Here is a 25,736-nt window from a genome sequence, read left to right as displayed (position 1 = left end):
ACCTCCAGGGTGGGGCGAGCATCTAGATTTTGGTCAGTCCACAATTGGCCGCCAACCGCACGAGCTGCGCATCCGTGCGCGCGCCGGTCTTGGTCTTGATCAGGTAGTGATAGTTCTGCACTGTCTTGACGCTGAGATTGAGATGCGCAGCGATCTGTTCGGTCGTGGCGCCACCGGCGAACTGGCGCAGGATCTCGATCTCGCGTTCGCCCAGTTGATCCAGCGCAGAGCCCGCCGACAGGCTGTCCTCGGCCAGGATGTGCGCGATGTCGTCGCTCATGGCGCGTTCGCCGCGCGCAACGCTCCGGATCGCGGACACGACCGCGGACGGCTCGCTGCTCTTGGTGACAAAGCCGCTGGCGCCGGCACTGAAAGCTGCCTTCACCAGCACGGCCTCGTTGTGCATGGTGAAAACGAGGATCCGCGCCCGCGGGCTGCGCGCGCGGATGTTGCGGATGGCTTCCAGCCCGCTCGCGCCCGGCATCGAGATATCAAGCACGACGACATCAGGATCGCGCGCCTTGAAGGCGCTGTAGGCATCCGCGGCGTTGTCGGCTTCCGCCACGACATGCAGATCGCCCTGGCTTTCCAGCACGCGCCGATAGCCTTGCCGTACGATCGGATGATCGTCGACCAGAAGCACGGAGATGCCTGTTGCCGTAATCTCGTTCATCCCGTCCTCACGCGGCGAGCGGGATGGTGGCGGCGACGCTGAGTCCGCGATGGGCGGGTAGGATCGACAATGATCCACCGGCCGCCGCGAGCCGTTCGCGGATGCCCGTGAGGCCGAAGCCGGCCGACCGCTCAACGCGTGCCGCGTCGCCGCCGCCATCGTCCTCGATACGGATCAGCAACGCATCGTCGTCGCCCGCGCGCCGCTCGACGCTGACCGAAATCTCGCGTGCCGCGCCGTGGCGCAACGCGTTGGTCAGACATTCCTGCGCGACGCGATAGGCGGTGGTCGCGGCCGGGCCGCTGATGTCGGTGAGGTCGCCCTTAAGATCGAGCTGGATCGTCGGCCGCGCCGAGCTCTGCGAGCGCCAGCTATCCACCAGATTCACGAGGCTCGCCTCCAGCCCAAGCTCGGCGGGCAGGGGATTGCGCAGGCGCTTCAGCGCGTCGCGCAGCGAGGCCATCAGATGATGCGTGGCCTGCGAGATCATCCGCGCGTCCTGCACGATGTCGCTGTGCTTGTCCCCCTTCGTGCTCGCCGTCTCGATGGTGTTGGCGAAGGCGAGGATGGCCGAGAGATTTTGTCCGAACTCGTCGTGCAGCTCGCGGGCGAGCGCGCGGCGTTCGTCGTCGCGGATCTCGATCAGGCGCCGCGTCAGCGCCGCGCGCTGCTCGGTCGCTTCCTCCAGCCGCCCGCCGAGCTCGCCGACGGCGCTGCCGATCATCGCCAGCTCCATCGAGCGGAAGCGCGGCAGTTTCGTGCGATACTGACCGCGCGCCATGCGCTGCAAGGCGGTCACGATGGTGCGCGCCGGCGCCAGCGCATGCGCGATCGCGAGCGAAGCCAGCAGCGCGATCGCCGCCGCCATCAAAAGCGCGACGTCGATTACGTTGAGGATGTATTCCCAAGCGAGCGAGATGGCGGCTGCGGCATCCGGCGTCGCGACCACCGTTCCGGCGGTCGCCGCGCGGGGACTGACCGGCCGTATCACCTCCGCATGGCTGCCAAGGAAGGTCGGCACAATTGACGCGAACCAGCGCGGAGGCGTCTTGCCGAGCCCCTCGCTCTGGCCGCAGAGCGGCTTCTCGAATGCGATAGCGGGTTGGAACTCCACGCAGACGCCGGGTGAGATCAGCTTCATCGTCTCCAACGTGCGCCACTCCGGAACCGGCAGAAGCTGCTCGCGTGTTCTGCTGCTGCGCAACAGGAATTCGTGCCAATACAGGGCCTGAAGCGCCTGGGCGACCCGCTGCGCCGAGGCCGCAGTCGCCCGGTCGACGCTGCGATAGGCGTCGAACGTCGCCCAGATGGTCGCCGCGCCAAGGCAGAGGGCGACGATGAGAAACAGACGGGCGACAAGCTGAAGCACAAGGCGCATGCGATCACCCCAAAGTTTGGTAAGGTCAGCCTAACAACGCCGCCGCGCCTTGCCAATTGCGAGGCACGGCAAGATGGCAGCTCGGGCAAATTTCCCAAGCCGGATTGGGCATGGCTCTTTGGACCGGGCGCGGCGGCTTTGATCTAATGGGCGGGAAATCGCGGCAGGCCAGGAGCGGTGCAGCATGAGTTCGATGACGATTGGGCCGATCGCGGGGCCTGCTGCCGACCCATCCGAGCGCAGCGCGCTCCTGTTCTGGATGATCTTCACCGGGCTTTCGATCTTCGCCGTCGTGCTGCTGTGGCGGTTCGGCCTGATCCGTCTGATGCTGACCTCGGACCGGACCTACATTTCCAGCGTGATCGCACTGCTCTATGTGCTCACCTGCGGCCACTGCTTCCTGCGTACGCGGGCCATTGCCCGTGAGGGCGCGGCGGCCCGGCGCTGCCGGGCGGCGCTCGCGGCACCCGACGGCAGCAAAGTGCTCGATGCTAGCGCGACCGCATTGCCGCGCGGGCTGGTCCGCGACCATATCGACAGCCTTGTGACAAAGGCCGCCGCGCAGGACTATCGTCCGGTGGACCAGACGCTATTGCTGCGGACGCTTGCCGACCGGCTGCGCGGCTCCAACGGCTTCGGAGCCTTCGTCTCGGATACGCTGATGAAGCTCGGCCTGCTCGGCACCATCGTCGGCTTCATCATCATGCTGGCGCCGATCGCGGGGCTGGATGCCGCCGACAAGGTCGCGATGCGATCTTCGATGGGGCTGATGAGCGACGGCATGGCGGTCGCGATGTACACGACACTGGCGGGCCTGGTCGGTTCGATCCTGGTCCGCATCCAGTATTACATGCTGGATGCCGCGACCCAGCGGGTGTTCTCGGATGCGGTGGTGCTGACCGAGACCTATGTGACGCCGGTGCTGGAGCGCAAGGGTTTTGGAATCGAGGGGTCTGGAATCAAGGGCGCCGGAAGCCAGTCATGATGGATGATTTCGGCCTCTATCCGCGCGAGGAGCCGTTCGACCCGCTGGGCGTGATGCTGTTCAAAGCCCTCCAGGTGATCGCTTTCCTGTTCTTCCTCGCACTGCTCGCCGTCTCGCCGGACGCCAAGGACGGCAAGATCGATTCCAAGGCCGAGTTCATGATCACGCTGGACTGGCCGGACAGCCATCCCGACGATCTCGATCTGTTCGTGCAGGATCCCGTGGGCAATATCGCCTGGTATCGCCACCGCGAGGCCGGCTTCCTCACGCTCGACCGCGACGATCGCGGCGGAGCCAACGACTTCATCGTGGTCAACGGCAAGAAGATTGCCTCGCCGATCCGCGAGGAGATCGTCACCGTGCGCGGCATCGTCCCCGGCGAATACACCGTCAACGTCTCACATTTCGTGGCCACGACCGGCGAACCCGTCACGGCCAATGTGAAGGTGCAGAAGCTCAATCCGACGGCGCAAGTGGTCTTCGACAACAAGTTCACCCTCGACCACACCGGCGACGAGAAGACCGCGGTGCGGTTCCGGCTCGATGCCGAAGGCAAGGTCGTCAATGTGGATCAGCGGCCGAAATCGCTGTTGGAGACTTTTCGCAGCAGTTGGCGCAACGGCGCCGATCTTGACCCGAACACCGGCGTGAGCAAGAACGCCGTGAGGGTGCGCCGTGACTAGCTTGCAGACGGTCATCCTCACGCTATCGATAGCCTATGCCGTCATCGGCGCGCTGCTGCTGGTCGTGCTGGTCTATGCGCGGCTGCACTGGTCGATCAAGGCCGTCGCGGTGATCGTGACCAGCGCGTTCTATGTCGTCAGCTTCACCGAGATGCGCGGGCTGCTCGGCTGGGCGAGCGCCGATCGGCTGCCGGTGAGCTTCAAGCTGCTGAAGGCCCGTATCGTCGAGCCGCATTCGCTGGAGGGCTATCCCGGCTCGATCTATCTCTGGGTCGAGCAGCTCGACGAGGACAATCGCCCGAGCGGCATACCGCGCGCCTTTCGTGTGCCCTACAATGACCGGCTGGCCGACAAGACCCACGCGGCGGAGAACGAGATCGCGCTGGGACATCCGCAAGGCGGCCGGGCCGCCGATTTCGGCGGCGGCGATGGCAGCCTCATCGACATGGTCCGGGAATATGTGACGCCTAAGACCATCATGGAGACGAGTGGCGGAGACTCCTCGACCGGCGAGTTCAGCGCTCCGCAGGCCGGCGCGCAGGGCGCCGTGTTCACCCCGATTCCGCCGCCCCGGATGCCGCCGAAGGACGAGCAATAGGCTCTTCACCATCGCGACAGGGCAGCGCTGGCAAACCGCGCGCCGCTGGCGCATGTTCTTGACCTCCCTCAATTTGGCCTCATCGGCTCCCAATAAGGTTCGAGGGTGGAGGGTGCGTGCTTCTCGCTGTTTTCTCGGATATCCACGGCAACCGGCAGGCGTTCGAGGCGTGCCTGAAAGTCGCGCGGGCGCGTGGCGCCGAGCGCTTCATCTTGCTTGGCGACTTCGTCGGCTATGGCGCCGATCCGGAATGGGTGGTGGATACCGCGATGGAGCTGGTTGCCCAGGGCGCCGTCGCCGTGCGCGGGAATCATGACCAGGCAGTGAATTCCTCGGCCGAGACCATGAATGCCGAGGCGCAAATCGCGATCGAATGGACCCGCGGCCGGCTCGACACCGCGCAGCGGCGGTTCCTGGCGGAATTGCCGATCCTGGTGGAGGACGGCGATCGCCTGTTCGTGCATTCGGAAGCCTCCAGTCCCCGAAGCTGGCACTATGTCCGGTCGACGGCGGACGCCGCCAAAAGCCTGATCGCGACGCCAGCTCATGTCACGTTCTGCGGCCACATCCACCGCCCGGCGATCTACTCGATGTCGGTGACGGCGAAGATGTCGGGACTCGTGCCTAAGACCGACGTCTCCGTGCCTTTGCTGCGCGGGCGGCAATGGCTTGCTGTGCTTGGCTCGGTCGGCCAGCCGCGCGATAACGATCCATCCGCGGCTTTCGCGCTGTTCGACACGGTCTCGTGTCTGATCACCTATTGCCGCGCGCCCTACGATGTCGAGACGGCCGCAAGCCGGATCCGCGAGAACGGCCTGCCGCATTGGCTCGCCGACCGACTGTCGCAGGGACGCTAGAGGCCGATGCCGAAACCCCTCGTCAAATCGGGCGCAGAGATCGACGGCTACACGATCGGCGAATGCGTCCATGCCGGCGGCATGGCGACGCTGTGGACGGTCACCCATCCCGGCATCGACGTGCCGCTGCTGATGAAGATTCCGCGGGTATCGGAGGGCGAGGACCCTGCGGCGATCGTCTCCTTCGAAATGGAGATGATGATCCTGCCGCGGCTGGCCGGGCCGCACGTACCCTCATGTTTCGGCACCGGCGATTTCGCCCACCAGGCCTATGTCGTGATCGAGCGCATCTCCGGGACAACGCTCTACAAGCGGCTGCCCGACCTGCCGCTGCCCTATGACGAGGCGCGGCAACTCGTCGCCAGGATCGCGACGGGGCTCGCGGATTTGCATCGACAGAACGTGATCCATCACGACATCAAGCCGAGCAGCATCATGTTCCGCGAGAGCGGCGAGGCGGTGCTGATCGACTATGGCCTGTCGCATCACAACCACCTGCCGGACCTGTTGCAGGAGGAATTCCGCCTGCCTTACGGTACTGCGCCCTATATGGCGCCGGAACGGCTGTCAGGGGTGCGAGACGATCCGCGCAGCGATCTGTTCTCGCTCGGCGTGCTGCTCTATTTCTTCACGACCGGCGAGCGGCCGTTCGGTGAGGGCGAGACTCTGCGTGCGATGCAGCGACGGCTGTGGCGCGATCCGCACCCGCCGCGCTCGCTTCGCGCCGACTATCCGCCCTGGCTCCAGGAGGTGGTGCTGCGATGCCTCGAGATCGAGCCGGTGCGGCGCTATCCGACGGCGTCCCAGCTCGCCTTCGATCTCACCCACCCGGACCAGGTCAGGCTCACCACACGCTCGGAGCGGATGAAGCGCGATCCGCTAAGCGTCGCTTGGCGGCGCCGCTTCAACCAGGGCGTCATGCAGCCGCGCGCGAAATCGGATGTCGCAGCCCAGATCGCATCAAGCCCGATCCTCGCGGTCGCGCTCGACACCGTGGAAGGCGCCCCCGAGCTGAACGAAGCGTTGCGCGTCACCACCGAGCGCATTCTCGCCACGCTGCCGTCGGCGCGGCTCGCCTGTCTCAACGTGCTGAAGCTCAACCGCATCGCGATCGACAGGACGCTGGATGAGCAGGGCTCCAACAAGCATATCGACCGATTGGTGGCGCTCAGGCACTGGGCCACGCCGCTCAAGCTGGATGAAAGCCGGCTGTCGGCTCATGTGCTGGAAGCCGTCGATCCGGCCGCGGCCATCCTGGAGTTTTGCGAGATCAACCACGTCGACCACATCATTATCGGCGCGCGGCAGGGCTCGTTCAGGCGCACGCTGCTCGGCAGCGTTTCGGCCAAGGTGGCCTCGGAAGCGGCCTGCACCGTCACCGTGGTACGACCGCCGCGAATGGCTGCGGATGCGGGCGAGGTGGCCGGATAGGGCCGCGCTCTAAATCCTGGAAGGTTCAGGCCGCGTGAGCGGTATGGACGGAGCGTTTGCGACGGATCGGCCAGGAGAATTGCGGGCCGGGCTCGCCGTGATCCGCGCTGCCGCCGAAGAACTGGATGATCTCGCGGCAGGGCTCGCAGTTGAACAGGTTACGCGACGCGGACGCCTTGGTCATTTCCTTCAGGCAGTTCGGGCAATGCGGCTTCATGAGCTTGGTCCAGAAAAAGAATTCAATGCCGGCGCGGTGACCGGAGCGGGTGATCCAGGTCCGTCTCGGGCCCGATGTCGTCGCGCATCTCGCCTTCGGTGCGTTCGAGCCGACCGAAGAAAAAATCGAGGTCAGGATGCGGGCGCCGCGGGATGCGGCACCGGCGCTTCGGCTGACGTTTCACGAGCGCGATCTGCATGGGGTCAGGCCCGATACCAGTCGCGACGGGCGATGCGGGTCGAGCGAGCCGAGACCTTCACCGGTCCGGCCGATGGACCAAACACAACAAACGCACAAAAACCAAGCCACAACGCCACGCCAGTCCAAACCAGGGTCGTCGTCATGATGTGCTCCGCGAAAACAGGCAAGAATCACTAGCGGTGATTTGCGCGAATCAGGGAAGCCCGGAGGAGTACGGATCAAGGTTGCAAGTTTAGGCATTGCGCGCCGCAACACCCGTAGAAGCCGCACATCTGTGGAGCTGCGCGCGAGCCTTCAGATCGCCTCGCCGCGCGCGCCCGCGGCGGCGTTGCGGATCGCGGCGATGTTGGTCTTGTAGGCGTCCTGCGTGCCGCCCCTGAACACGGATGTGCCCGCGACGAAGGCGTTGGCGCCGGCCGCGGCCAGCGGACCTGCGACGTCGGAGCCGACGCCGCCATCGACTTCGATATCGATTGGACGGCCCGCTGTCATCGCGCGGATGTCGCGGATCTTGCTGATTGCAGAGGGGATGAAGGCCTGGCCGCCGAAGCCGGGATTGACCGACATCACCAGTACGAGGTCGACCAGGTCCAGCACGTATTCGAGTACGCTGATCGACGTGCCCGGATTGAGCGAAACGCCGGCCTTCTTGCCAAGCGCGCGGATCGCCTGGAGCGAGCGGTGCAGATGGGGACCGGCTTCGGCATGCACCGTGATGTGGTCGCAGCCGGCTTTCGCAAAGGCCTCTAGATAGGGGTCGCAGGGCGAGATCATCAGATGCGCGTCGAAGATCTTCTTGGTGTGCGGGCGCATCGCCTTGATGACGTCGGGGCCATACGAGATGTTGGGAACGAAGTGCCCGTCCATGACGTCGAGATGGATCCAGTCGGCTCCGGCGGCGTCCACGGCGCGCACCTCCTCGCCGAGCCTGGAGAAATCCGAGGCCAGGATCGAGGGCGCGATTGCCAGGGGGCGGGGGGCGAAGGCTTGGGTCATGGCGGTTTCCCGTGGCGGCCGTGAAAGATGGACTCGCCTAACATGGGCCTCTCAGCCGGGCAATGCAGGGGCGGCGTGCTTCCTGTGGGCGGAAATTTCTGCCGCGACCGGCACGAATTGCCGGTGTTCCCGGGCCGTGCAAAGCGCGGTGAAAGCGGATTTCATTGAGCTTTTTGCGCTGGCACGGCGCTTGCTGACTTCACCTGAACAGAACATTGGCCGCGGCATGCCGCATCGGTTGGAGTTGTGCAATGTTGTTCGCTCTTGGGGCCGTATCGAGCGCGCTCGACGCGATCCAGTCGCTGACAAATTCGAAATCGTCCACGTCGGCGCAGAAGACGGGGTCCTCGCAAAAACCGGCGACGAATCCGTTCGCGATCGACAGCGGCAGCAACAGCACGACCGGCGCGACCTCGTCGGTCAATGCGGGCAAAACCCCGCAGATCTCGCCGGAGACGATGAACGCGCTGTTCGCCGCGCAGAGCCAATCCTCGGAGAGTACGAGCAGCACAGCCAGCTCGACCTCGTCGAGCTCGACGTCTTCGTCCTCGACGCGCCGCGACGCCGCCTTGAAGGATCTGTTCTCGCAGATCGATGGGGACGGCGACGGCAAGATCACCAAGTCGGAATTCGAGAATGCGCTCGGCGCCGGCGGCACCAACCTCGCGCAGGCCGACGACGTTTTCTCGAAGCTGGATTCGAATACCGACGGCAGCGTTAGCCTCGATGAGATGTCGAAGGCACTGAAGAGCGGTCATCGCGGCCACCATCACGCGCAAGGTGCGGGCGATGCGTCCGGCAGCGGTTCAGATTCATCCTCGCGATCCACCGGCGGCTCCACCTCGACCTCGACGACGGGCGCCGACGGCTCGACCACCACCACCGTCACCTACGCCGACGGCTTCAAGATGTCGACGACGGTCCCGGGCGCCTCCAGCTCGCGTAATTCAGCCTACGATCTGTTCGCACAGTTGATGCAGCGGCAAGGCGGGCAGGGACAAGGTGCCTCAGCGACTGTCGGTTCATCGATGTCGATGAGCGTGTAGCCCCGCTCACGGCTAACCGGCATATTCGTGAGTGATGTCACGAAAGACATACCGATCACGGATTTCGTGGTTGAAGAACGTACCCTTTGAGCGCGCATTCCTGAACGCCGCGGCCACCTCGGGCGGAACGTCCTCGTAGACATAGAGGCGTCCGCTGACGAAAGCCACCTTCAGTTCGCGCGTGTCGGGTGCATAGCGGAAAAAGCGGATCACGGAAGACGGCATGGCGGTGCACCTTGGCCCCTCAGGGTAACGCTGTGCCCGCCGTTTCGTTTCTAGCCAAACCGATCCTTCCACGCCGGCATCGCGCCGGCAAACGGCAGGGCCGTCGCATTGTAGACGCCGCGAGCGATCGCGCGTGCGACCACGTTGGCGGCGACCGTGCCGAGTTCGGTAAGCCCAACCAGCGGTTCGATCGGCTTTTCGCCCGTTGCGGCGGCGAACAGCACGTCGCCGTCGGTCGGGGCATGCACCGGATAGATCGCACGGGCAAACCCGGTATGCGCGATCATCGCAAGCCGCTTGGCCTGTGCCTTGGTCAGCGTGGCATCGGTGACGACGAGGCCGATCGTGGTGTTCTCACGCGCGCTCGCTGCGGGGCCGCCCTTGATGCGCATCGCCAGCATGTCCGGCGTGAACGCGGACGGCAGACCGCGCCCGCCGAACTCGCCGTTCTCCTCGAATGGCGCAGCCCAGAACCAAGGCCCTTCGCCAACGGTCGTGCTGCCGACCGCGTTGACGACCATGATCGCTGCGACCTTGACGCCGTTGGCTAGGACCGCGGAGGCCGAGCCCAGTCCGCCCTTGAAGGTCGCGGTGGTGGCACCAAGGCCGGCGCCGACGCTGCCCAGCGCGAAATCGTCGCTGGCGGCCAACGCTGCGGCGTAGCCGAGATCGCGATAGGGCGCGAAGCGTCCCCAGGCTTTGTCGCCACCGTTGAGCAGGTCGAAAACGATCGCGCCCGGCACGATCGGAATCACAGCCTCGCGAATCCGCAAGCCGCGGCCTTGTTCGGCGAGCCAGGCCTGGATGCCGCCGCCTGCGTCGATTCCAAAGGCGGAGCCGCCGGACAGCGCAATGGCGTCAACGCGATCGACGGTGCTGGCGAGGTCGAGCAACGCATCTTCGCGCGTACCGGGTCCGCCGCCGCGAACATCGATGGCCGCAACCGCGGGGGCGTCGAAGATGATCGCGGTCGTGCCAGTGGCGATTTTCGCATCCTCGGCATGGCCGACGCGGACGCCGGCGATATCGGTGAGAAGGTTTTTCAAGGCGGCTCCGCAGGCTGAAAGGCGTTCGCTTCAGCGATATCGTAGGGATGCCGCACGCTCAACCCGCGAGCGCGGTCCTCAGCATCTTGGCGAGCTCGGACTTGCGGTAGGGCTTTGCCAGCAGCAGCACGCCGGAATCGAGCCGCCCGTGATGGACGATGGCGTTCTCGGTGTAGCCCGAGGTGAACAGCGTCTTCAGGTCGGGGCGGCGGCGAGCGGCCTCATCGGCGAGCTGGCGGCCGTTCATGCTGCCCGGCATGATGACGTCCGTGAACAGCAGGTCGATGTCCTTGTCGGCGTCGATGATGACGAGGGCCTCGGCCGCGTTGGCGGCTTCGAGGGCTGCATAGCCGAGGCTCTTGATCTGGGTCACGACATATTGGCGCACCAGCGCGTCGTCCTCGACGATCAGGATTTTTTCGTGGCCGCCGGTGACGGGTGCGTTCTGGAGCGCCTCGAATTCGGTCTCCTGCACGCCGCTCGAGCGCGGCAGGTAGATCTTCACGCTCGTGCCGTGGCCTTCCTCGCTGTAGATCTTGATGTGTCCGCCGGACTGCTTGACGAAGCCGAACACCATGCTGAGCCCGAGGCCGGTGCCCTTGCCGACCTCCTTGGTGGTGAAGAAGGGATCGAACACCCGGTCGATCAACTCCGGCGGGATTCCGGAGCCGGTGTCGCTGACGGCGATCATGACGTAATTGCCGGCCATCACGTCGGGATTCATGCTGGCATAGCCGTCGTCGAGGAAGATGTTGCGGGTTTCCAGCACCAGCGTGCCACCGTCGGGCATCGCATCGCGCGCGTTCAGCGCGAGATTGAGGATCGCGGTGGAAAGCTGGCCCGGGTCAATCAGTGCCGGCCACGCATCCTCGGTGAGTTGCGGCATGATGGTGATCTGCTCGCCGAGCGTGGGATGCAGGAGCTTTGCGGCCTCGAGCGTCAATGCGTTGACGTCGATTTCGCGCGGCTGGAGCGGCTGCTTGCGGGCGAAGGCGAGCAGATGCTTGGTCAGTTGCGCGCCGCGCTCGGCGGCGTCGTCGATCAGCTTGGTGATGGCGGCGAGCTCGGGACGGTCAGCGACGGCGTCCGCCAAAATGCCGATCGTGCCGGTGATGACGGTCAGCACATTGTTGAAGTCGTGCGCGACGCCGCCGGTCAATTGACCGATGGAATCCATCTTCTGGACGTGCCTGAACTGCGCCTCGGCGGCCTGCTTCTCGGTGAGGTCGCGGCCGATGAAGAAATGGCGCTTGACCGGCTCGGACCAGGTGCCCATCCAGTTCAGCGTGACCTCGTGACCGTCGTAGTGGTAGTAGCGCGCCTCGAAGCTGCGCTTGACCGCGCCGCGCCGCGCCGCGCGCATCTCGTCGCGCGTCTTCTGGAGGTCATCGGGATGAATGAACTCGGTCGCGCTGTGTCCGATCATGTCCTCCGGACTCAGGCCGAGAATGGTCTTCACGCTCGGGCTGACCTGGATGAAATTGCCAAAACCGTCGGTAACCAGGATCAGGTCCTGCGAGGTCTCAAAGATCCGCTGCCGCTCCTCGACCTCGCGGCGCAGTTTTTCCCGTGCCTGCTTCTCTTCCGTGATGTCGTGGGCGATCTTGGAAGCGCCGATGATCTGTCCGTTGGCTGATTTGAGCGGAGAAACATTCAGGACGACGTCGACTCGCCGGCCGTCCTTCCGGATCCGGACCGTCTCGTGCTGGGCGATCGTTTCGTTGCCGCCGACCCGGTTCAGGATGCCCCTAACTTCGGCCTTGCGATCCTCAGGCACGATGATGTCGATCGGTTGGCCGACGGCCTCCGCGGCGGCATAGCCGAACAGCTGTTCGGCGGCCTTGTTCCAGCCCGTGATGACACCGTCGAGCGTCTTCGTGATGATGGCATCATTGGCGGATTCGACGACGGCGCCGTACAGGGCAAGGCGCTTGCCATAATAGTCGCGATCCAATGCCGACTGCTGCCGCAGCCTGCCGACGAGACCCAGCGTATGCGCCTGAAGGCGGACATTTTCGATCAAAAGCACCGCGAGCACGAAGGTCGCCGCGCAGAGGCCGTAGAGGCGGCCAGCGTAGAAGCCGAGATCGAAGCGCGCGACGTTGACGATCGCCGACAGCGCGATGTCGAACAGCCATGCGCACATCACCACCATGAGCCAGACATCGATAACCGAATGCGGACGGCGGAACCACAGCGAGACTAGCGCGGCGAAGCTCAAGGACCAGACAAAGGACACCACGCCGATCATGATCTGCGTGTAACGGCCATCGCGCAGCAGCACCGGAAGCAGGTCGTGCTGGGCAGTGACGATCCAGGTCAAGACGATCATGACCGCGACGACGCCGACCACGCTGGCGCAGATCGCCTTGCTTGTCGAGCCCGCGATCCGGGCGCCGCCGTCGGCCTCCTTGAGCCAGGCATAGGCCAGCACGCAGAGCGGGAAGCCGCCGTGCCAGATCATGTAGAGCCAGACCGTGGTCTGCTGGTTGGCCCCCAGCAGCCCGGTCTGCGAAAAAAGTCCGGGGAAGGTGAGGGCATGGACCACGGCCGCGGCGGCGGTGAACAGATAGCCGGTCGCGAGCACGAGCAGCGCGCGGGTCCTGAGCACCGCAAACTGCGACAACAGCAGGACCGCGGTGACGATGTCCGCGACGACGAGGGCGGATTGATAGCTCGCGACGAAGGCTGGCACAGGCAGCAGCGGAATACCTGCAAAGGGCACGGCCACTGCGAACAGGATCGAGGAGACGCCCACGATCGCCAATGCTGCGCTGCGGTCTTTCGGGGTGGCCGGCAACGTCGAAAGGAATGTGTTCCGATCGGTTGTCGCGGACACGTGCAGCTCTCGCAGATCGGTCTTGAGCATTTTTGCCAATCTCATTTGGCCCAATCAATTTCCGCCCATGGTAGCGGGTTCTGGGCACGCATCATGACAAAAACCCACCGCGACTCAACCGAAGGTTACAGCTTACTTAATTTTATGGGGAACGCGCACGGGGGATCGGGTAAGATGCGCTTTACTGGACGGTGCCATAATGCTCTCCCGCCGCTACGGGTTCCAGGTTTGAATCAGGCATTTTCATTTCAGGATCCGGGAGTTGTTCCCTATGCCCCGCGTTCTCATCATCGACGACCAGAAGGACGTCCGTGCGATGGTCGCGATCGTGCTGCGCGTCAACCGTTACGACGTCGTTGAGGCCGACAGCGGCGCAGCCGGGGTAAAAGCCTTCACCGAGGCCGGCTTCGACGCGGCAATCGTGGACATTTTCCTCGGCGATACCAGCGGCGTCGAGGTCATCGCGACCCTCCGCGAGCTTGCACCGAGCCTCCCGGTCGTTGCCGTGTCGGGGATGACGGCGCTGGATTTCATGGAACAATCACCACACCTCGCCAACGTAGTCTGCCTGCAAAAGCCGTTTCGGCCGAACGATCTTCTTCAAGCCCTACGGAAGGCCCAAGCCGCGGCTGACAGCGCGCTGCCTGCAGCCGTCTGACCCTGACGCAGGAAGAAACGCCCCGGGGCAAGCCGGGGCGCGATGATGATGGCACGAGGCCTTCAGGCCCCCGGCACGCGTGCTTAGGTGCCGTTGCCGCTGATCGCGGCGTAGCCGCCCTTGGCGTCCCATTTGTAGACGACGTAGTCGAGCTGCTTGATGTCGCCCTTGGCGTCATACTCGATCGGCCCGATCACGGTGTCCCACTTGCCGGCCTTGATGGCCGCCATGACCTTCTTGGCGTCGGTGGTCCCGGCCTTCTTGGCCGCCTGCGACCAGACCTGCATCGCCGCGTAGGTGTAGAGCGTGTAGCCTTCAGGGTCGATGTTCTTGGCCTTGAAGGCCTCGACGATCTTCTTCGCGGTCGGCTTGTTGCGCGGATCGGGGCCGAAGGTGAACAGCGTACCTTCGCCGGCCGGGCCGGTGATGGAGGCATATTCCTTGTCGGCGAGGGCGTCGCCGGCCATCAGCACGGTCTTGAGGCCCTGGTCGCGCATTTGGCGCAGGATCAGGCCGCTCTCCTGATGGTAGCCTCCGACATAGACGAGATCGATGTTGTCGCGCTTCAGCCGCGAGACGATCGCGTTGAAGTCCTTGTCGCCCTTGTTGTAGGACTCGTACATCTTCTCGGTGACGCCGGCCTTGTTGAGCGCCTTCTTGGTCTCGTCCGCAAGACCCTTGCCGTAGGTGGTCTTGTCGTTGAGGATGGCGATATTCTTGCCCTTGTAGTTCTTGGCGATGTACTGGGCGGCGACCAGGCCCTGCTGGTCGTCGCGGCCGCAGACGCGCGCCACGTTCCACAGTCCGCTGTCGGTGAACTTCGGATTGGTGGAGGCGGGAGTAATCTGGAGCACGTTGCCGTCGGCATAGGCTTCCGACGCGGGGATCGACGACGACGAGCAATAATGCCCGGCCACGAACGGGATTTTCGCGCCGGCGATCTTCTCGGCGATCGAGCGCGCCTGCTTCGGATCGCAGGCGTCGTCCTCGACGGATAGCGCGAGCTTCTTGCCGTTGAGGCCGCCGGCGGCGTTGATGTCGGCTACGGCCATCTCGGCGCCGTTCTTCATCTGGCGGCCGAAGGCGGACTCGCCGCCGGTCATCGGACCTGCGACTGCGACGGTGACATCCTGCGCGAATGTCGCGCTCGACAGCGCGATCGATGCGCCGAATGCCAGACCGATGAGCTTCAGTGATTTCATGAGATACCTCGAGGGTGGTCGCCTGTGGAAGTTACCGGGCATGCCCGGTTCAAACCGGCGCCATTCTTGAATGAATTTGAGGAGAAGTCACCGGCAAAATACGGGCATTGGCAGAGATATCTCGCCTCATTCGGCCGCACGGGTTCGCTTTCGGGCGCCTCAACCGTGCCGGCCGCCTTCCAGGTAGGCGGCGCGAATCTCGGGGCGCTGCAACAACTCGGCACCGGTCCCGGCCAACGTGATCAGGCCATTGACCATGACATAGCCGCGATGGGCAAGCTTGAGCGCATGGTTGGCGTTCTGCTCGACGATCAGCACGGTCAGGCCGTCCTGCCGGTTCAGAGTGCGGATCGCATCGAAAATCTGGCGCGCGATCAGGGGCGCCAGACCGAGCGAGGGTTCGTCGAGCAGGAGCAGCCGAGGACGGCTCATCAAGGCGCGGCCGATGGCCAGCATCTGCTGCTCGCCGCCGGACAGGGTTCCGCCGCGCTGGGCGTAGCGTTCCTTCAGCCGCGGAAACAGCGCGAACACGCGGTCTAACGTCGCCTCGCGTTCGGCGTCGGTGCATTCGGTGGCGTCCGCGCCCATCTGGAGATTTTCCGCCACGCTCATGCGCGGGAAGATGCGGCGGCCCTCCGGCGATTGCGCGATGCGCAAATGCGCGATCTCGTGGGTGGGCACTTCGGTGATGTCGCGGCCTTCGTACAGGATCTGGCCGGCGCGGGCGCGCGGCTTGCCGAAGATCGTCATCATCAGCGTCGACTTGCCGGCACCGTTGGCACCGATCAGCGCCACGATCTCGCCGGCAGTGATCTCGAGGTCGACGCCTTTCAGCGCCTCGATCTTGCCGTAGGCGGCGCGAAGGCCGCGGATCGCGAGCAGGGCAGTGGGCGACGTCACGACCCGCTCTCCATCACGGCCGCCGCCTCTTCCTCATCTGTGCCGAGATAGGCGGCGATCACCTTTGGATCGTCGCGAACCTCGCGCGGGGAGCCTTCAGAGATCTTCACCCCGTGGTCCATCACCACGATATGGTCGGAGATCTCCATCACCACAGACATATCGTGCTCGATCAGCAGGATCGAGGTGCCGAGCTCGTTGCGGATCGACAGCAGCAGCTCGCTCAGGGCGGCACTCTCGCGCGCATTGAGGCCGGCGGCGGGTTCGTCCAGACACAAGAGCGCGGGCTCGGTGCACATCGCGCGTGCGATCTCGAGCCGTCGCTGGTCGCCATAGGCAAAATTACCGGCGGCATCGTCGGCGCGATCGAGCAAATTGACCCGCTTGAGCCAGTCGGTGGCGAGATCGATCGCGCGCTTCTCGGCGTCGCGGTAGACGGGCGCGCCAACGAGCCCGAGCAAGGTGAAGCCGGAGGCGCGCATCAGCGCGTTGTGCTGCGCCACCATCAGGTTTTCCAGCGCGGTCATGCCGGGAAACAGGCGGATGTTCTGGAAGGTGCGGGCGACCTTGGCCTGCTTGGCGATGCGGAAATCGTTCAGCCGCTCCAGCGCGATCACCTTGCCGTCGTCATGGCTGAGGCGGATGGCGCCGCTGCTCGGCTTGTAGAATCCGGTGATGCAGTTGAACACCGTCGTCTTACCGGCACCGTTGGGTCCGATCAGCGCGGTGATCTTCTTCCGCTCGGCGGCAAACGACAGGTCCTGCACCGCGACGATGCCGCCGAAGCGCATGGTGAGCCGGTCGACCTCGAGAATCTGGTCGCGGCTCATCCGTGCCCCTCCTTGACGAGGTCGGATGAGATCGCGTGTGCCTTGGTCAGGTACACGGTCGGCGCGCGATGGCCGATCAGGCCGCGCGGCCGCCAGATCATGATCAGCACCATGGCCATGCCGAACACCAGCATGCGATAGCTCTCGAGGCTGCGGAACAGCTCGAAACCGCCGATCATAGCGAGCGCTGCGAGCGCCACGCCTAGCTGTGAGCCCATGCCGCCGAGCACGACGATGGCGAGTACCAGTGCCGATTCCTGGAAGGTGAAGGATTCCGGGCTGATGAAGCCCTGGCGTGTCGCGAAGAATGCGCCGGCAAAGCCGCCGAACATCGCACCGGTCGCGAATGCCGTGAGCTTGGTCGTCGTGGTGTTGATGCCGAGCGCGCGGCAGGCGACCTCGTCCTCGCGCAGGGCTTCCCAGGCGCGGCCGATCGGCAGGCGGCGCAACCGGATCGTCACCCAGTTGGTGAGCAGCGCGAGCGCCAGGATCAGGTAGAACAGGAAGACGATGCGGTGGGTCGGCGAATATTCGATACCGAGCCTGGCGGCGAGCCCGTTGTCGCTGTTGTCGAGCGGGATGCCGAAGAAGGAGGGGCGGGGAATGCTGGAGACGCCGTTGGGACCGCCGGTCAGATCCTGCCAATTGATGATGACGAGGCGGATGATCTCGCCGAAGGCGAGCGTCACGATGGCGAGGTAATCGCCGCGCAGGCGCAGCACGGGAAAGCCGAGCAGCACGCCCCAGAATGCGGCGAGGACGCCCGCTAGCGGCAGGCAGATCCAGAACGACCAACCGAAATTGGTCGCGAGCAGCGCGTAAGAATAGGCGCCGACTGCATAGAAGGCGACGTAGCCGAGATCGAGCAGGCCGGCGAGGCCAACCACGACGTTCAGCCCCCAGCCCAGCATCACATAGGTGAGCACGAGGATGGCGAGATCGAGGATGTAGCGCTGGTCATAGAAGATCACGGGCACCAGCAGCGTGAAGATCAGGAGCGCCGGTGCGAGGTAGCGGCCGAGGAACGACATTCCGCTCTGCACCGCCGGCGGCACCAGCTTCTCGGCGCCGGTCGGACCGATCCATTGCTTGAGCAGCTCAAGCACGATCGAGCCGCCGAATACCGCGGCGACGAGGGAAGCGACCTCGCCGAAGCGCGTCCAATAGGTGAGCTGGCCGTCTGAACCGGCTTCGGTGCGGACGCCGACCATCAGCGAGAACAGCACCAGCGCGATCAGCGCGTTGAAGGAGGCGGTCTTCAGGAGAGCGGGGATGCCCGATGCAGCTTTGGCCGTATTGATCGAGGGTGTGTTCACGCGCGCGACCGTCAGACTTTTTCGACTTCGGGACGGCCGAGCAGGCCGGTCGGCATGAAGATCAGCACGACGATCAGGATCGAGAACGCGGCGACGTCCTTGTATTCGACCGAGAAATAGGCCGACCAGAACGTCTCGATCAGCCCGATCGCGAGCCCTCCGAGCATGGCGCCGGGCAGCGAGCCGATGCCGCCGAGTACGGCCGCAGTGAACGCCTTGATGCCGGCGACGAAGCCCATGAAGAAATCGACCAGGCCGTAATAGAGCAGGTACATCAGGCCGGCTACTGCGGCGAGCGCAGCGCCGATCACGAAGGTCATGGAGATGGTGCGGTCGACGTTGACGCCGAGCAGCGCCGCCATGGTCTGGTCCTGCTCGCAGGCGCGCATGTCGCGCCCGAGCCGGGTGCGCGACACCAGCCAGGTGAAGATCGCCAGCAGCACGATGGTGGTGATGACCACCACGATCTGGATGTTGGAGAGCTGGATGACGAAGCCATCGGCGCTCTCGTGCAGCGTATAGCCGCCGGTGATCACTGGCGGCACTGGCTTCACCCGCGCGCCTTGCGCCACCTGCGAATAGTTGGTCAGCACGAACGACATGCCGATCGCCGACAGCATCGGAGCGAGGCGGAAGGAGTGCCGCAGCGGACGGTAGGCAATGCGCTCGATGGTCCAGCCATACAGCGCTGTGACCGCCATCGAGACCAGGATCACGATCAAAAGGATCACCGGGACCGCAGTCAGACCGGTCGAGACCAGGAGAAGGAAGGTGATCAGCGCGATGAACCCCCCGATCATGAAGACATCGCCATGGGCGAAGTTGATCATGCCGACGATGCCGTAGACCATCGTGTAGCCGATCGCGATCAGCCCGTAGATCGAGCCGAGCACGAGGCCGTTGATGAGCTGCTGGGCGAAATAATCCATAGGCTGCCGTACCCAAATCTGACGCGGCTCTAAAGGGAGCTCTTCGAGAGAGAGTGCTGGTTTCTTCTCGGGCCCCGGCAGCCCTTAAGCATTCTCGTTTTGTAACAGGAGGGAACCGGCGGCTGCAACCGGCCCCGCCTCCGCATCAAGGCTTTTACAGAGATCATTTGGCGCTCCGGTTCCCCCGGCAATGAGCGGAACCGGTTCCGCCGGCGCTCAATTGGATGCCTGTCGGGAGGCAGTTAAGGTAAACAAAGGGTTTAAATTGCCGCCACAGTCTGATGCGAGTTAGCTCCGGCAAAGCCTTCCATCGAAGGCGCGGGCCAAGCGAAACGGGAAGCGGCATGTTCGGAAACTGGCGGATCGGTTCGGTCAACGGCGCACTGCTGGCGGCCTATTTCATCCCGGCCTGGACCCTCGTTGCCTTCAACATCATGGTGGCGCCGGTGCACGGGCTCTATGAGCGGCCGAGCGTCGCAGTGGCTCTTTTCCTCAGCGACCATCTCCAGATGGCGGGCATGGACACGGTGCGCGCCGCCTGGCTGCTGGCCCTGGGGCGACTGACCGTGGTGGCGTTCTTTGCGATCTACCTTGCGCTGCTCTGCATCCCCCGCGTCCGCAAGAACGGCGGCAGCGACGAAGCGCTCGGCATTGCGCTTGCGATCGGCAGCCTGATCTCGTTTGCGAGCATGATCATGGCTTCGAAGGTCGGCGAGATGGCCGCGCTGCGGCTGCACGCCACCGAGCTCCTGCTCCTGCTCGGTGCCGCCATCGTGGTGGTGATCGAACGGCCCGAGGCGGCGCCCAAGATCGTCCAGAAGACCGTCGAGGCGACCCCGCCGCTAGGTCTTGAGCAGGCCGAGCTCCTGCACAATCGCTGAGGCTTCCTTGACGGCGTGGTTCGCCGCCGGCACGCCGCAATAGATCGCCTGCTGCAGCAGGATTTCCTTGATGTCGTCGGGCGTGAAGCCGCCCTCGGCGAGCGCCGCGCGCACATGCAGGCGGAATTCGTCCCATTGGCCAAGCGCAACCATAGTGCCGATCACCAGCACCCGCCGCGTGCGCTCATCGAAATGCGGCCGCGTCCAGATCTCGCCCCAGGCGTAGCGCGTGATCATGTCCTGGAAATCGGTGTTGAATGCATTGCGACTCGCGATCGACTTGTCGACCCAGGCATTGCCCAGCACTTTTCGGCGCACGTTCATGCCGGCATCGCGGCGTTTCTGGTCGTCCATGCTGTTCTCCTCCGGACAGTCATTCCGGGGCGCCTCGGAGAGGCGAACCCGGAATCTCGAAGTGGTGAAATGCGGATCGAAATTCCGGGCTCGATGCTTCGCATCGCCCCGGAATGACGATGGCGCGATCAGCGTTGCGTCAAAAAGCCCACGACCGCGTCGGTGAACGCGTGCGGTTGCTCGACATTGGAAATGTGGGCGGCGTCGATGATGGTCATGCTCGCGCCGGGAATGTTTGAGCGGATCAATTCACCCGCCGAAATCGGCGTCGCCATGTCGTGGCGGCCGGCGATCACCAAGGTCGGGCTCTTGATCTTCGGCAGCAGCGCGCGCTGGTCGAGCGTCGACAGCGCCTCGCAGCAGGCGAGATAGCCTTCGACCGGCGAGGCCAGTAGCATCGCCTTCATCCTGGCGGTGATGTCGGGTGCGCGCTCGCGGAAATCCTGGGTGAGCCAGCCGGCAATAACGGCGTCGGCGACGGCGGCGATGCCGCCCTTCTTCACGGCGTCGATGCGCTCCAGCCATTTGGTCGGCTCGGGATAGTAGCAGGAGGTGTTGGCGAGGATGAGCTTGCCGAAGCGCTCCGGCGCGTTCGCGCCCAGCCATTGCCCGACCATGCCGCCCATCGACAGGCCGCACCAGTGCACTTTCTCGATATTGAGGTCGTCGAGGATGGCCAGCACGTCGCGGCCGAAGCGCTCCACCGTATAGGGGCCGGGCGGAACGTTGGACTTGCCGTGGCCGCGGCGGTCGTAGCGGATGACGCGGAATATCTGCGTCAGCGCCTTCATCTGCGGCTCCCACATCTGCAGCGTGCAGCCGAGCGAGTTCGACAGCATCAGCGTCGGCCCGCCGTCGCGGCCCTCGACGGAGACGTTGATCAGGCAACCGTCGGCATCGATCATGGGCATGCGGGCGTCTCCGTTTATTTGCGCTCAGGACTGTTTTATTCGCGTTCGAGGCTGTCGAGCAGGCGGTCGATCAGGGCTTGGGAAGCGCCTTGATAGGCCATCGGCTCGAACAACGCCGCAATTTTTTCCGGCGAAAGATGCGCAGTGACCTGCGAATCGGCTGCGAGCACCTCGCGCAGATGCTTCTTCTCGGCGACCGCGCGCTTGCTCGCGGCCTCGATCAGATGATGCGCATCGCTCTTGCCGATCGTCTCGGCCAGCGCAAAGGTGACCGCTTCCGCCATGATCAGCCCGTGCGTCGCATCGAGATTGCTGCGCATGCGCGCCGCATCGACGTCCAGTCCTTCCGCGACGTCGACGATGGCGGCAAGCGCGCCGGAGGTGACCAGCATCAATTGCGGCAGCGTCGGCCATTCCGCGTGCCAGGGGCCAGCGCTGCGCTCATGGTCCTGCACCTGCGCAGCGAATATCGTCGCGGCGAGCTGCGGCGCCATGGTTGCGCAGCCGAGCGCGCTTGCGGCGGCCACCGGGTTGCGCTTGTGCGGCATGGTCGAGGAGCCGCCGCGGCCTTCGCCGGCAGGCTCGAACGCTTCGCCGACATCGGTCTGCATCATCAGTGAGACGTCGCGGGCGATCTTGCCGCAGCTGCCGGCGAGAATCGCGAAAGCTGATGCGGCTTCCGCGATGCGGTCGCGATGGGTGTGCCAGGGCGCTTCGGGCAGCGGCAGGTTCAGCTCCTGCGCCAGCCGTTCGGAAACCACGAGGCCCTTGTCGCCAAGTGCTGCAAGCGTGCCGGCCGCGCCGCCGAATTGCAGTGCGAGGCCCTCGCGGGAGAGCCGCCTCAAGCGGCAGCGGGCGCGGGCAAGGCTTGCTGCGTATTCGGCAGCCTTCAGCCCGAACGGCATCGGCAGGGCGTGCTGGAGCCAGGTTCGCGCCACCATTGCCGTGTTGCGGTGGGCTCGTGCCAGCGCGGCAAAGCCTTTAATGGCGCGGCCGAGATCGGCGTCCAGCGCAACGATGCCGGCGCGAAGCGTGAGCATGGTCGCGGTGTCGATGACGTCCTGGCTGGTCGCGCCCCAATGCACGTAGCGTGCGGCCTCTGCATCGGTCCTGGCGACATTGGCGGTCAACGTCTTGACCAGGGGTATCGCGAGATTGCCGGATCGCGTGGCGGCCTCAGCCAGCGCGGCCATGTCAAAGGTATCGGCCTTGCATGCGGCTTCGATCGGGCCCACCGCGGACGCGGGAATCACACTTGTGGCCGCCTCGGCTCGGGCCAGGGCTGCCTCGAAATCGAGCATGTTCTGGAGGGTCGACCGGTCGTCGCAGACCGCGCGCATGGCCACGCTCGACAGCATCGGCGCGAGCAGGGGGGAGAGGGATGTGCTCATATTGTGCGACCTAACCACCATGGCCCGCCTGTGCCAATCCCAAACCGCCGGCGCAAGCTTTTTGCAGTTGCGAATATGCATTGCACGTGACCGGGGGCCACCCTTTGCTTTTGCCGCCTCGCTGCGGTACTTGAGCAGCATTATAGTTGCGCGATCCAAGTTCGATATCCCGGGAGGCACCCATGGCCATGACGATGAACGGCGAAGTCCAGCTTGCGGCGCCGCGCGAGGCCGTGTGGGCCAAGCTCAACGATGCCGAGGTGCTGAAGGCCTGCATCCCCGGCTGCGAGGAGCTGGAGAAGACCGATGATGGCGGCTTTCGTGCGACGGCGAAAATGAAGGTCGGCCCGGTGTCGGCGCGCTTCAAGGGCAAGGTCACGCTGTCCGATCTCGACCCGCCGAACGGCTACAAGATCTCCGGCGAAGGCGAGGGCGGGGTGGCCGGTTTCGCCAAGGGTGGCGCCGTGGTCAAGCTTGCGGAGAAGGACGGCGGCACGCTTTTGTCCTACGAGGTCGAGGCGCAGATCGGCGGCAAGTTGGCGCAGCTCGGCCAGCGCCTGATCAACGGCGCCGCCAAGAAACTGGCCGACGAATTTTTCGCGAACTTCGCCAAGGCGGTACAGGGCTGAAGGCCAATACCTCAAGCATGGCGCCTTTCGGCATATCGCGTTTTGTCATGGCGCCTTGCATTCCCGGTGATGTTGCCCCGGGGCATAATGGCCCATATGATGGGTTGGAATAATTATAAGAACCGCTTCGACGGGACCCGTCGGGGCGCTGATAGAGAGTGCTTATGGCAAAAATCTCCCTCATCGTGAACGGCAATCCTGTCACGGCCAATGTCGATCCCCGCACCCTGCTGGTGCAGTTCCTGCGCGAGAATCTGCGGCTCACCGGCACCCATGTTGGCTGCGACACCTCACAGTGCGGCGCCTGCGTTGTGCATCTGGACGGCAAGGCCGTGAAGTCCTGCACCACGCTCGCGGTGATGGCCGATGGCCACGAAGTCAAGACGATCGAGGGGCTGGCCGCCGACGGCGCGCCGCTGCATCCGATGCAGGAGGCCTTCCGCGAACACCACGGCCTACAGTGCGGCTTCTGCACGCCCGGCATGATCATGACCGCGATCGACATCGTCCATCGCAAGGGCAACGAGCTCGACGACCACACTATCCGCGAGGAGCTGGAAGGCAATCTCTGCCGCTGCACCGGCTACCAGAACATCGTCACCTCGATCTCCGCCGGCGCCAAGGCGATGGCGAAATCCGATCTCGCGTAAACCGCGCGCGCACTCTGCGATCAGGACATTCAGATGTACGATTTCAAATACCATCGCCCCGGGACGGTTCGGCAGGCCGCCAACATCCTGGTCAAGAACGAAGACGCCAAGGTGATCGCCGGCGGCCACACGCTGATTCCCGTCATGAAGCAGCGCCTCGCCAGCCCGCCGCATCTGGTCGACCTCTCTCATATCGATGGGCTCAACACGATCGAGATGAAGGGCCGCGCGCTCGTGATCGGTGCCACCGCCCGGCATGCCGAAGTCGCAAGCTCCGCCATCGTCGGCGAGGCGATCCCGGCGCTCGCGAACCTCGCCGGCCAGATCGGCGATCCCGCCGTGCGCCACAAGGGCACGATCGGCGGCTCGCTCGCCAACAACGATCCGACCGCAGACTATCCGGCTGCGGTGTTGGCGCTCGGCGCCACCATCGTCACCAACAAGCGGCGCCTCAAGGCGGAAGAGTATTTCCAGGGCCTGTTCACGACGGCGCTCGAGGCCGACGAGATCATCACCAAGGTAATGTTCCCGCTGCCGAAGAAGGCGGCTTATATCAAGTTCCGTAACCAGGCCTCGCGTTACGCGCTGGTCGGCGTGTTCGTGGCGCGGCGCCCCTCCGATGTTCGGGTCGCGGTCACCGGCGCCGGCTCCGAAGGCGTGTTCCGTGTCACCGCGTTCGAGGAAGCCCTGAAGAAGCGCTTCGCCGCGAAGGCGCTTGACGGCATCGAGGTGCCGGCGGACGGCCTCAACAGCGACATCCATGGCAGCGCCGAATACCGCGCGCACCTCATCGGCGTGCTGACGCGGCGTGCCCTCGATGCCGCCAACGTCAAGGAGTGAGTGATCCTCACGCCTCGGCCCAAACTTGTCCCCGGTGAGGGCGTAGCGAGACTGGCTTTTTCATGACCTCAGCGGCCAACACGTCCGGTGCCTTGCCGGCATCGGTCGATTCGATGCTCGAACTCCTGACGTCGCGCGGCTATCTCGCCGAGCGATCGCTGGCCACGGTGACCTATCTGTCGCTGCGGATGGGCCGGCCGCTGTTTCTGGAAGGCGAGGCCGGCGTCGGCAAGACCGAGATCGCAAAAGTGCTGTCGGCGGCACTGGGACGGAAGCTGATCCGCCTGCAATGTTACGAAGGCCTCGACGTCTCCTCGGCGGTCTACGAGTGGAATAGCGCCGCGCAGATGATCGCGATCCGGATGGCCGAGGCGGCCGGCGACACCGATCGCGATCAATTGTCATCCGACATTTTCGCCGATCGCTACATGATCAAGCGACCGCTGCTCCAGGCGCTGGAGCCCGACGTCGCCGGGCCGCCGGTGCTGCTGATCGACGAGCTCGACCGCGCCGACGAGGCGTTCGAGGCGTATCTGCTCGAAATCCTCAGCGACTTCCAGGTGACGATCCCCGAATTCGGCACCGTAAAGGCGCCGAGCCCGCCGATCGTCATCATCACCTCCAACCGCACCCGCGAAATCCACGACGCGCTGAAGCGGCGCTGTCTCTATCACTGGGTCGATTATCCCGACGCCGATCGCGAGCTCGCGATAGTCAAGTCGCGCGTGCCGGGCATCTCCGCAAAATTGTCGCAGCAGGTCGTGCGCTTCGTCCAGGCGCTGCGCAATCAGGATTTCTACAAGTCGCCGGGCGTCGCCGAGACCATCGATTGGGCCACCGCGCTGTCGGAGCTCGACGCCCGATCCCTGACCCCGCAAGTGGTCGGCGACACGCTGGGCGCGCTGCTCAAGTATCAGGACGACATCACGCGGATGCAGGGCGACACCTTGCAGAAGGTGCTGAAGGACGTGACGAGCGACTAGCCGTCATTCCGGGGCGCGCGTGAGCGGGCCCCCGGAATCTCGCGCCACAATCTCCGGATTTCGGGTTCGTCGCTTCGCGGCGCCCCG

General features: G+C 64.7%; 29 protein-coding genes. 12 read left to right on the top strand and 17 right to left on the bottom strand.

Annotated elements, in window-relative coordinates:
• Positions 1-22: 22 nt before the first annotated feature.
• Positions 23-673: a response regulator gene (locus tag AC0L3P_RS08595; protein WP_085396093.1), complete on the bottom strand. Its 651-nt coding sequence runs from the start codon at positions 671-673 to the stop codon at positions 23-25.
• 7 nt (positions 674-680) lie between these two features.
• The gene (locus tag AC0L3P_RS08590) at positions 681-2,051 is read right to left on the bottom strand and encodes a sensor histidine kinase (RefSeq protein ID WP_473301599.1); all 1,371 of its coding nucleotides are present in this window, start codon (positions 2,049-2,051) and stop codon (positions 681-683) included.
• 184 nt (positions 2,052-2,235) lie between these two features.
• Here AC0L3P_RS08590 and AC0L3P_RS08585 point away from each other — a divergent pair, with 184 nt between their 5' ends.
• From AC0L3P_RS08585 to AC0L3P_RS08565, 5 genes are all read left to right on the top strand, one after another.
• A complete protein-coding gene (locus AC0L3P_RS08585; protein ID WP_354208516.1) occupies positions 2,236-3,036 on the top strand; it encodes a MotA/TolQ/ExbB proton channel family protein in 801 nt (266 codons plus the stop codon).
• Complete coding sequence (locus AC0L3P_RS08580; RefSeq protein ID WP_473301598.1) at positions 3,033-3,719, top strand: hypothetical protein; 687 nt, start codon at positions 3,033-3,035, stop codon at positions 3,717-3,719. Before AC0L3P_RS08585 ends, AC0L3P_RS08580 begins: the two co-directional genes overlap by 4 nt.
• Entirely contained in the window at positions 3,712-4,317 is a 606-nt protein-coding gene (locus AC0L3P_RS08575; protein ID WP_473301597.1) for a hypothetical protein, read from the top strand. The genes AC0L3P_RS08580 and AC0L3P_RS08575 overlap by 8 nt, the downstream gene beginning before the upstream one ends.
• A gap of 116 nt (positions 4,318-4,433) precedes the next feature.
• Positions 4,434-5,174 (top strand): metallophosphoesterase family protein, encoded by a 741-nt coding sequence (locus AC0L3P_RS08570; RefSeq protein WP_473301596.1) that lies wholly within the window; start codon positions 4,434-4,436, stop codon positions 5,172-5,174.
• 6 nt (positions 5,175-5,180) lie between these two features.
• The gene (locus AC0L3P_RS08565; RefSeq protein WP_473301595.1) at positions 5,181-6,605 is read left to right on the top strand and encodes a protein kinase domain-containing protein; all 1,425 of its coding nucleotides are present in this window, start codon (positions 5,181-5,183) and stop codon (positions 6,603-6,605) included.
• A 25-nt stretch (positions 6,606-6,630) separates the two neighbouring features.
• Here the strand turns inward: AC0L3P_RS08565 and AC0L3P_RS08560 are convergent, their stop codons facing one another.
• The 4 genes from AC0L3P_RS08560 to rpe form a co-directional block, all read right to left on the bottom strand.
• Entirely contained in the window at positions 6,631-6,822 is a 192-nt protein-coding gene (locus tag AC0L3P_RS08560) for a hypothetical protein (RefSeq protein ID WP_007602380.1), read from the bottom strand.
• Positions 6,823-6,844: 22 nt separating this feature from the next.
• Positions 6,845-7,021 (bottom strand): hypothetical protein, encoded by a 177-nt coding sequence (locus tag AC0L3P_RS08555; RefSeq protein WP_473301594.1) that lies wholly within the window; start codon positions 7,019-7,021, stop codon positions 6,845-6,847.
• 4 nt (positions 7,022-7,025) lie between these two features.
• On the bottom strand, positions 7,026-7,166 hold the full coding sequence (locus AC0L3P_RS08550) for a hypothetical protein (RefSeq protein ID WP_007602382.1): 141 nt from the start codon (positions 7,164-7,166) through the stop codon (positions 7,026-7,028).
• Positions 7,167-7,317: 151 nt separating this feature from the next.
• The gene (gene rpe, locus AC0L3P_RS08545; protein WP_354058316.1) at positions 7,318-8,019 is read right to left on the bottom strand and encodes a ribulose-phosphate 3-epimerase; all 702 of its coding nucleotides are present in this window, start codon (positions 8,017-8,019) and stop codon (positions 7,318-7,320) included.
• Between the two features lie 251 nt (positions 8,020-8,270).
• Between rpe and AC0L3P_RS08540 the strand changes: the two genes are divergently transcribed.
• On the top strand, positions 8,271-9,065 hold the full coding sequence (locus AC0L3P_RS08540; RefSeq protein ID WP_354058318.1) for an EF-hand domain-containing protein: 795 nt from the start codon (positions 8,271-8,273) through the stop codon (positions 9,063-9,065).
• 12 nt (positions 9,066-9,077) lie between these two features.
• Here the strand turns inward: AC0L3P_RS08540 and AC0L3P_RS08535 are convergent, their stop codons facing one another.
• The 3 genes from AC0L3P_RS08535 to AC0L3P_RS08525 are packed head-to-tail and all read right to left on the bottom strand — an operon-like array spanning position 9,078 to position 13,205.
• Entirely contained in the window at positions 9,078-9,290 is a 213-nt protein-coding gene (locus AC0L3P_RS08535) for a KTSC domain-containing protein (protein ID WP_473301593.1), read from the bottom strand.
• 50 nt (positions 9,291-9,340) lie between these two features.
• Positions 9,341-10,336 carry a P1 family peptidase gene (locus AC0L3P_RS08530; RefSeq protein WP_354208523.1) on the bottom strand — a complete coding sequence of 332 codons (996 nt, stop codon included), beginning with the start codon at positions 10,334-10,336 and terminating at the stop codon, positions 9,341-9,343.
• Between the two features lie 58 nt (positions 10,337-10,394).
• Complete coding sequence (locus AC0L3P_RS08525) at positions 10,395-13,205, bottom strand: PAS domain S-box protein (protein WP_473301592.1); 2,811 nt, start codon at positions 13,203-13,205, stop codon at positions 10,395-10,397.
• Between the two features lie 241 nt (positions 13,206-13,446).
• On the opposite strand from AC0L3P_RS08525, the gene AC0L3P_RS08520 reads away from it, so the two are divergent.
• Positions 13,447-13,833 (top strand): response regulator, encoded by a 387-nt coding sequence (locus tag AC0L3P_RS08520; RefSeq protein WP_473301591.1) that lies wholly within the window; start codon positions 13,447-13,449, stop codon positions 13,831-13,833.
• An 83-nt stretch (positions 13,834-13,916) separates the two neighbouring features.
• On the opposite strand, the gene AC0L3P_RS08515 is transcribed toward AC0L3P_RS08520, so the two are convergent.
• The 5 genes from AC0L3P_RS08515 to AC0L3P_RS08495 all read right to left on the bottom strand — a co-directional run bounded on the left by AC0L3P_RS08515 (position 13,917) and on the right by AC0L3P_RS08495 (position 19,010).
• Positions 13,917-15,035: a branched-chain amino acid ABC transporter substrate-binding protein gene (locus AC0L3P_RS08515; RefSeq protein ID WP_275170111.1), complete on the bottom strand. Its 1,119-nt coding sequence runs from the start codon at positions 15,033-15,035 to the stop codon at positions 13,917-13,919.
• Positions 15,036-15,194: 159 nt separating this feature from the next.
• A complete protein-coding gene (locus tag AC0L3P_RS08510) occupies positions 15,195-15,935 on the bottom strand; it encodes an ABC transporter ATP-binding protein (RefSeq protein WP_473301590.1) in 741 nt (246 codons plus the stop codon).
• Positions 15,932-16,765 carry an ABC transporter ATP-binding protein gene (locus AC0L3P_RS08505; protein WP_354058329.1) on the bottom strand — a complete coding sequence of 278 codons (834 nt, stop codon included), beginning with the start codon at positions 16,763-16,765 and terminating at the stop codon, positions 15,932-15,934. Before AC0L3P_RS08505 ends, AC0L3P_RS08510 begins: the two co-directional genes overlap by 4 nt.
• Positions 16,762-18,081, bottom strand: coding sequence for a high-affinity branched-chain amino acid ABC transporter permease LivM (gene livM / locus AC0L3P_RS08500; RefSeq protein WP_473301589.1), 1,320 nt, complete (start codon positions 18,079-18,081; stop codon positions 16,762-16,764). The genes AC0L3P_RS08505 and livM overlap by 4 nt, the downstream gene beginning before the upstream one ends.
• A gap of 11 nt (positions 18,082-18,092) precedes the next feature.
• Positions 18,093-19,010, bottom strand: a complete 918-nt coding sequence (locus AC0L3P_RS08495; RefSeq protein WP_007602412.1) for an ABC transporter permease subunit — start codon at positions 19,008-19,010, stop codon at positions 18,093-18,095.
• A gap of 344 nt (positions 19,011-19,354) precedes the next feature.
• On the opposite strand from AC0L3P_RS08495, the gene AC0L3P_RS08490 reads away from it, so the two are divergent.
• Positions 19,355-19,891: a hypothetical protein gene (locus tag AC0L3P_RS08490; RefSeq protein ID WP_473301587.1), complete on the top strand. Its 537-nt coding sequence runs from the start codon at positions 19,355-19,357 to the stop codon at positions 19,889-19,891.
• Here AC0L3P_RS08490 and AC0L3P_RS08485 read toward each other — a convergent pair.
• The 3 genes from AC0L3P_RS08485 to AC0L3P_RS08475 all read right to left on the bottom strand — a co-directional run bounded on the left by AC0L3P_RS08485 (position 19,853) and on the right by AC0L3P_RS08475 (position 22,547).
• Positions 19,853-20,245, bottom strand: a complete 393-nt coding sequence (locus AC0L3P_RS08485; protein ID WP_275170116.1) for a carboxymuconolactone decarboxylase family protein — start codon at positions 20,243-20,245, stop codon at positions 19,853-19,855. The genes AC0L3P_RS08490 and AC0L3P_RS08485 overlap by 39 nt on opposite strands.
• A 128-nt stretch (positions 20,246-20,373) precedes the next feature.
• On the bottom strand, positions 20,374-21,156 hold the full coding sequence (gene pcaD, locus AC0L3P_RS08480; RefSeq protein WP_473301586.1) for a 3-oxoadipate enol-lactonase: 783 nt from the start codon (positions 21,154-21,156) through the stop codon (positions 20,374-20,376).
• A 35-nt stretch (positions 21,157-21,191) separates the two neighbouring features.
• Positions 21,192-22,547, bottom strand: coding sequence for a 3-carboxy-cis,cis-muconate cycloisomerase (locus AC0L3P_RS08475; RefSeq protein WP_473301585.1), 1,356 nt, complete (start codon positions 22,545-22,547; stop codon positions 21,192-21,194).
• 182 nt (positions 22,548-22,729) lie between these two features.
• Here AC0L3P_RS08475 and AC0L3P_RS08470 point away from each other — a divergent pair, with 182 nt between their 5' ends.
• The 4 genes from AC0L3P_RS08470 (at position 22,730) to AC0L3P_RS08455 (ending at position 25,649) form a co-directional block, all read left to right on the top strand.
• On the top strand, positions 22,730-23,176 hold the full coding sequence (locus AC0L3P_RS08470; RefSeq protein WP_018455582.1) for an SRPBCC family protein: 447 nt from the start codon (positions 22,730-22,732) through the stop codon (positions 23,174-23,176).
• A 164-nt stretch (positions 23,177-23,340) separates the two neighbouring features.
• A complete protein-coding gene (locus AC0L3P_RS08465; protein WP_007602418.1) occupies positions 23,341-23,826 on the top strand; it encodes a (2Fe-2S)-binding protein in 486 nt (161 codons plus the stop codon).
• A 33-nt stretch (positions 23,827-23,859) separates the two neighbouring features.
• Positions 23,860-24,666 carry an FAD binding domain-containing protein gene (locus AC0L3P_RS08460; protein WP_473301584.1) on the top strand — a complete coding sequence of 269 codons (807 nt, stop codon included), beginning with the start codon at positions 23,860-23,862 and terminating at the stop codon, positions 24,664-24,666.
• Positions 24,667-24,728: 62 nt separating this feature from the next.
• Positions 24,729-25,649, top strand: coding sequence for an AAA family ATPase (locus tag AC0L3P_RS08455; RefSeq protein ID WP_354208532.1), 921 nt, complete (start codon positions 24,729-24,731; stop codon positions 25,647-25,649).
• Positions 25,650-25,736: the final 87 nt, after the last annotated feature.

This window comes from Bradyrhizobium sp. WSM4874, from assembly GCF_055811835.1.
Note: the sequence above shows the minus strand (reverse complement) of the source record. Positions and strands in the feature narration are given on the sequence as shown.

Coding starts and splice junctions, on each gene's coding strand:
- AC0L3P_RS08520 (WP_473301591.1), top strand. CDS start 13,447: ATGCCCCGCGTTCTCATCATCGACGACCAGAAGGACGTCCGTGCGATG.
- rpe (WP_354058316.1), bottom strand. CDS start 8,019: ATGACCCAAGCCTTCGCCCCCCGCCCCCTGGCAATCGCGCCCTCGATC.
- AC0L3P_RS08525 (WP_473301592.1), bottom strand. CDS start 13,205: ATGCTCAAGACCGATCTGCGAGAGCTGCACGTGTCCGCGACAACCGAT.
- AC0L3P_RS08550 (WP_007602382.1), bottom strand. CDS start 7,166: ATGACGACGACCCTGGTTTGGACTGGCGTGGCGTTGTGGCTTGGTTTT.
- AC0L3P_RS08565 (WP_473301595.1), top strand. CDS start 5,181: ATGCCGAAACCCCTCGTCAAATCGGGCGCAGAGATCGACGGCTACACG.
- AC0L3P_RS08490 (WP_473301587.1), top strand. CDS start 19,355: ATGTTCGGAAACTGGCGGATCGGTTCGGTCAACGGCGCACTGCTGGCG.
- AC0L3P_RS08470 (WP_018455582.1), top strand. CDS start 22,730: ATGGCCATGACGATGAACGGCGAAGTCCAGCTTGCGGCGCCGCGCGAG.
- AC0L3P_RS08560 (WP_007602380.1), bottom strand. CDS start 6,822: ATGAAGCCGCATTGCCCGAACTGCCTGAAGGAAATGACCAAGGCGTCC.
- pcaD (WP_473301586.1), bottom strand. CDS start 21,156: ATGCCCATGATCGATGCCGACGGTTGCCTGATCAACGTCTCCGTCGAG.
- AC0L3P_RS08535 (WP_473301593.1), bottom strand. CDS start 9,290: ATGCCGTCTTCCGTGATCCGCTTTTTCCGCTATGCACCCGACACGCGC.
- AC0L3P_RS08465 (WP_007602418.1), top strand. CDS start 23,341: ATGGCAAAAATCTCCCTCATCGTGAACGGCAATCCTGTCACGGCCAAT.
- AC0L3P_RS08590 (WP_473301599.1), bottom strand. CDS start 2,051: ATGCGCCTTGTGCTTCAGCTTGTCGCCCGTCTGTTTCTCATCGTCGCC.
- AC0L3P_RS08460 (WP_473301584.1), top strand. CDS start 23,860: ATGTACGATTTCAAATACCATCGCCCCGGGACGGTTCGGCAGGCCGCC.
- AC0L3P_RS08595 (WP_085396093.1), bottom strand. CDS start 673: ATGAACGAGATTACGGCAACAGGCATCTCCGTGCTTCTGGTCGACGAT.
- AC0L3P_RS08495 (WP_007602412.1), bottom strand. CDS start 19,010: ATGGATTATTTCGCCCAGCAGCTCATCAACGGCCTCGTGCTCGGCTCG.
- AC0L3P_RS08475 (WP_473301585.1), bottom strand. CDS start 22,547: ATGAGCACATCCCTCTCCCCCCTGCTCGCGCCGATGCTGTCGAGCGTG.
- AC0L3P_RS08485 (WP_275170116.1), bottom strand. CDS start 20,245: ATGGACGACCAGAAACGCCGCGATGCCGGCATGAACGTGCGCCGAAAA.
- AC0L3P_RS08580 (WP_473301598.1), top strand. CDS start 3,033: ATGATGGATGATTTCGGCCTCTATCCGCGCGAGGAGCCGTTCGACCCG.
- AC0L3P_RS08555 (WP_473301594.1), bottom strand. CDS start 7,021: ATGCAGATCGCGCTCGTGAAACGTCAGCCGAAGCGCCGGTGCCGCATC.
- AC0L3P_RS08540 (WP_354058318.1), top strand. CDS start 8,271: ATGTTGTTCGCTCTTGGGGCCGTATCGAGCGCGCTCGACGCGATCCAG.
- AC0L3P_RS08585 (WP_354208516.1), top strand. CDS start 2,236: ATGAGTTCGATGACGATTGGGCCGATCGCGGGGCCTGCTGCCGACCCA.
- AC0L3P_RS08505 (WP_354058329.1), bottom strand. CDS start 16,765: ATGAGCCGCGACCAGATTCTCGAGGTCGACCGGCTCACCATGCGCTTC.
- AC0L3P_RS08455 (WP_354208532.1), top strand. CDS start 24,729: ATGACCTCAGCGGCCAACACGTCCGGTGCCTTGCCGGCATCGGTCGAT.
- AC0L3P_RS08515 (WP_275170111.1), bottom strand. CDS start 15,035: ATGAAATCACTGAAGCTCATCGGTCTGGCATTCGGCGCATCGATCGCG.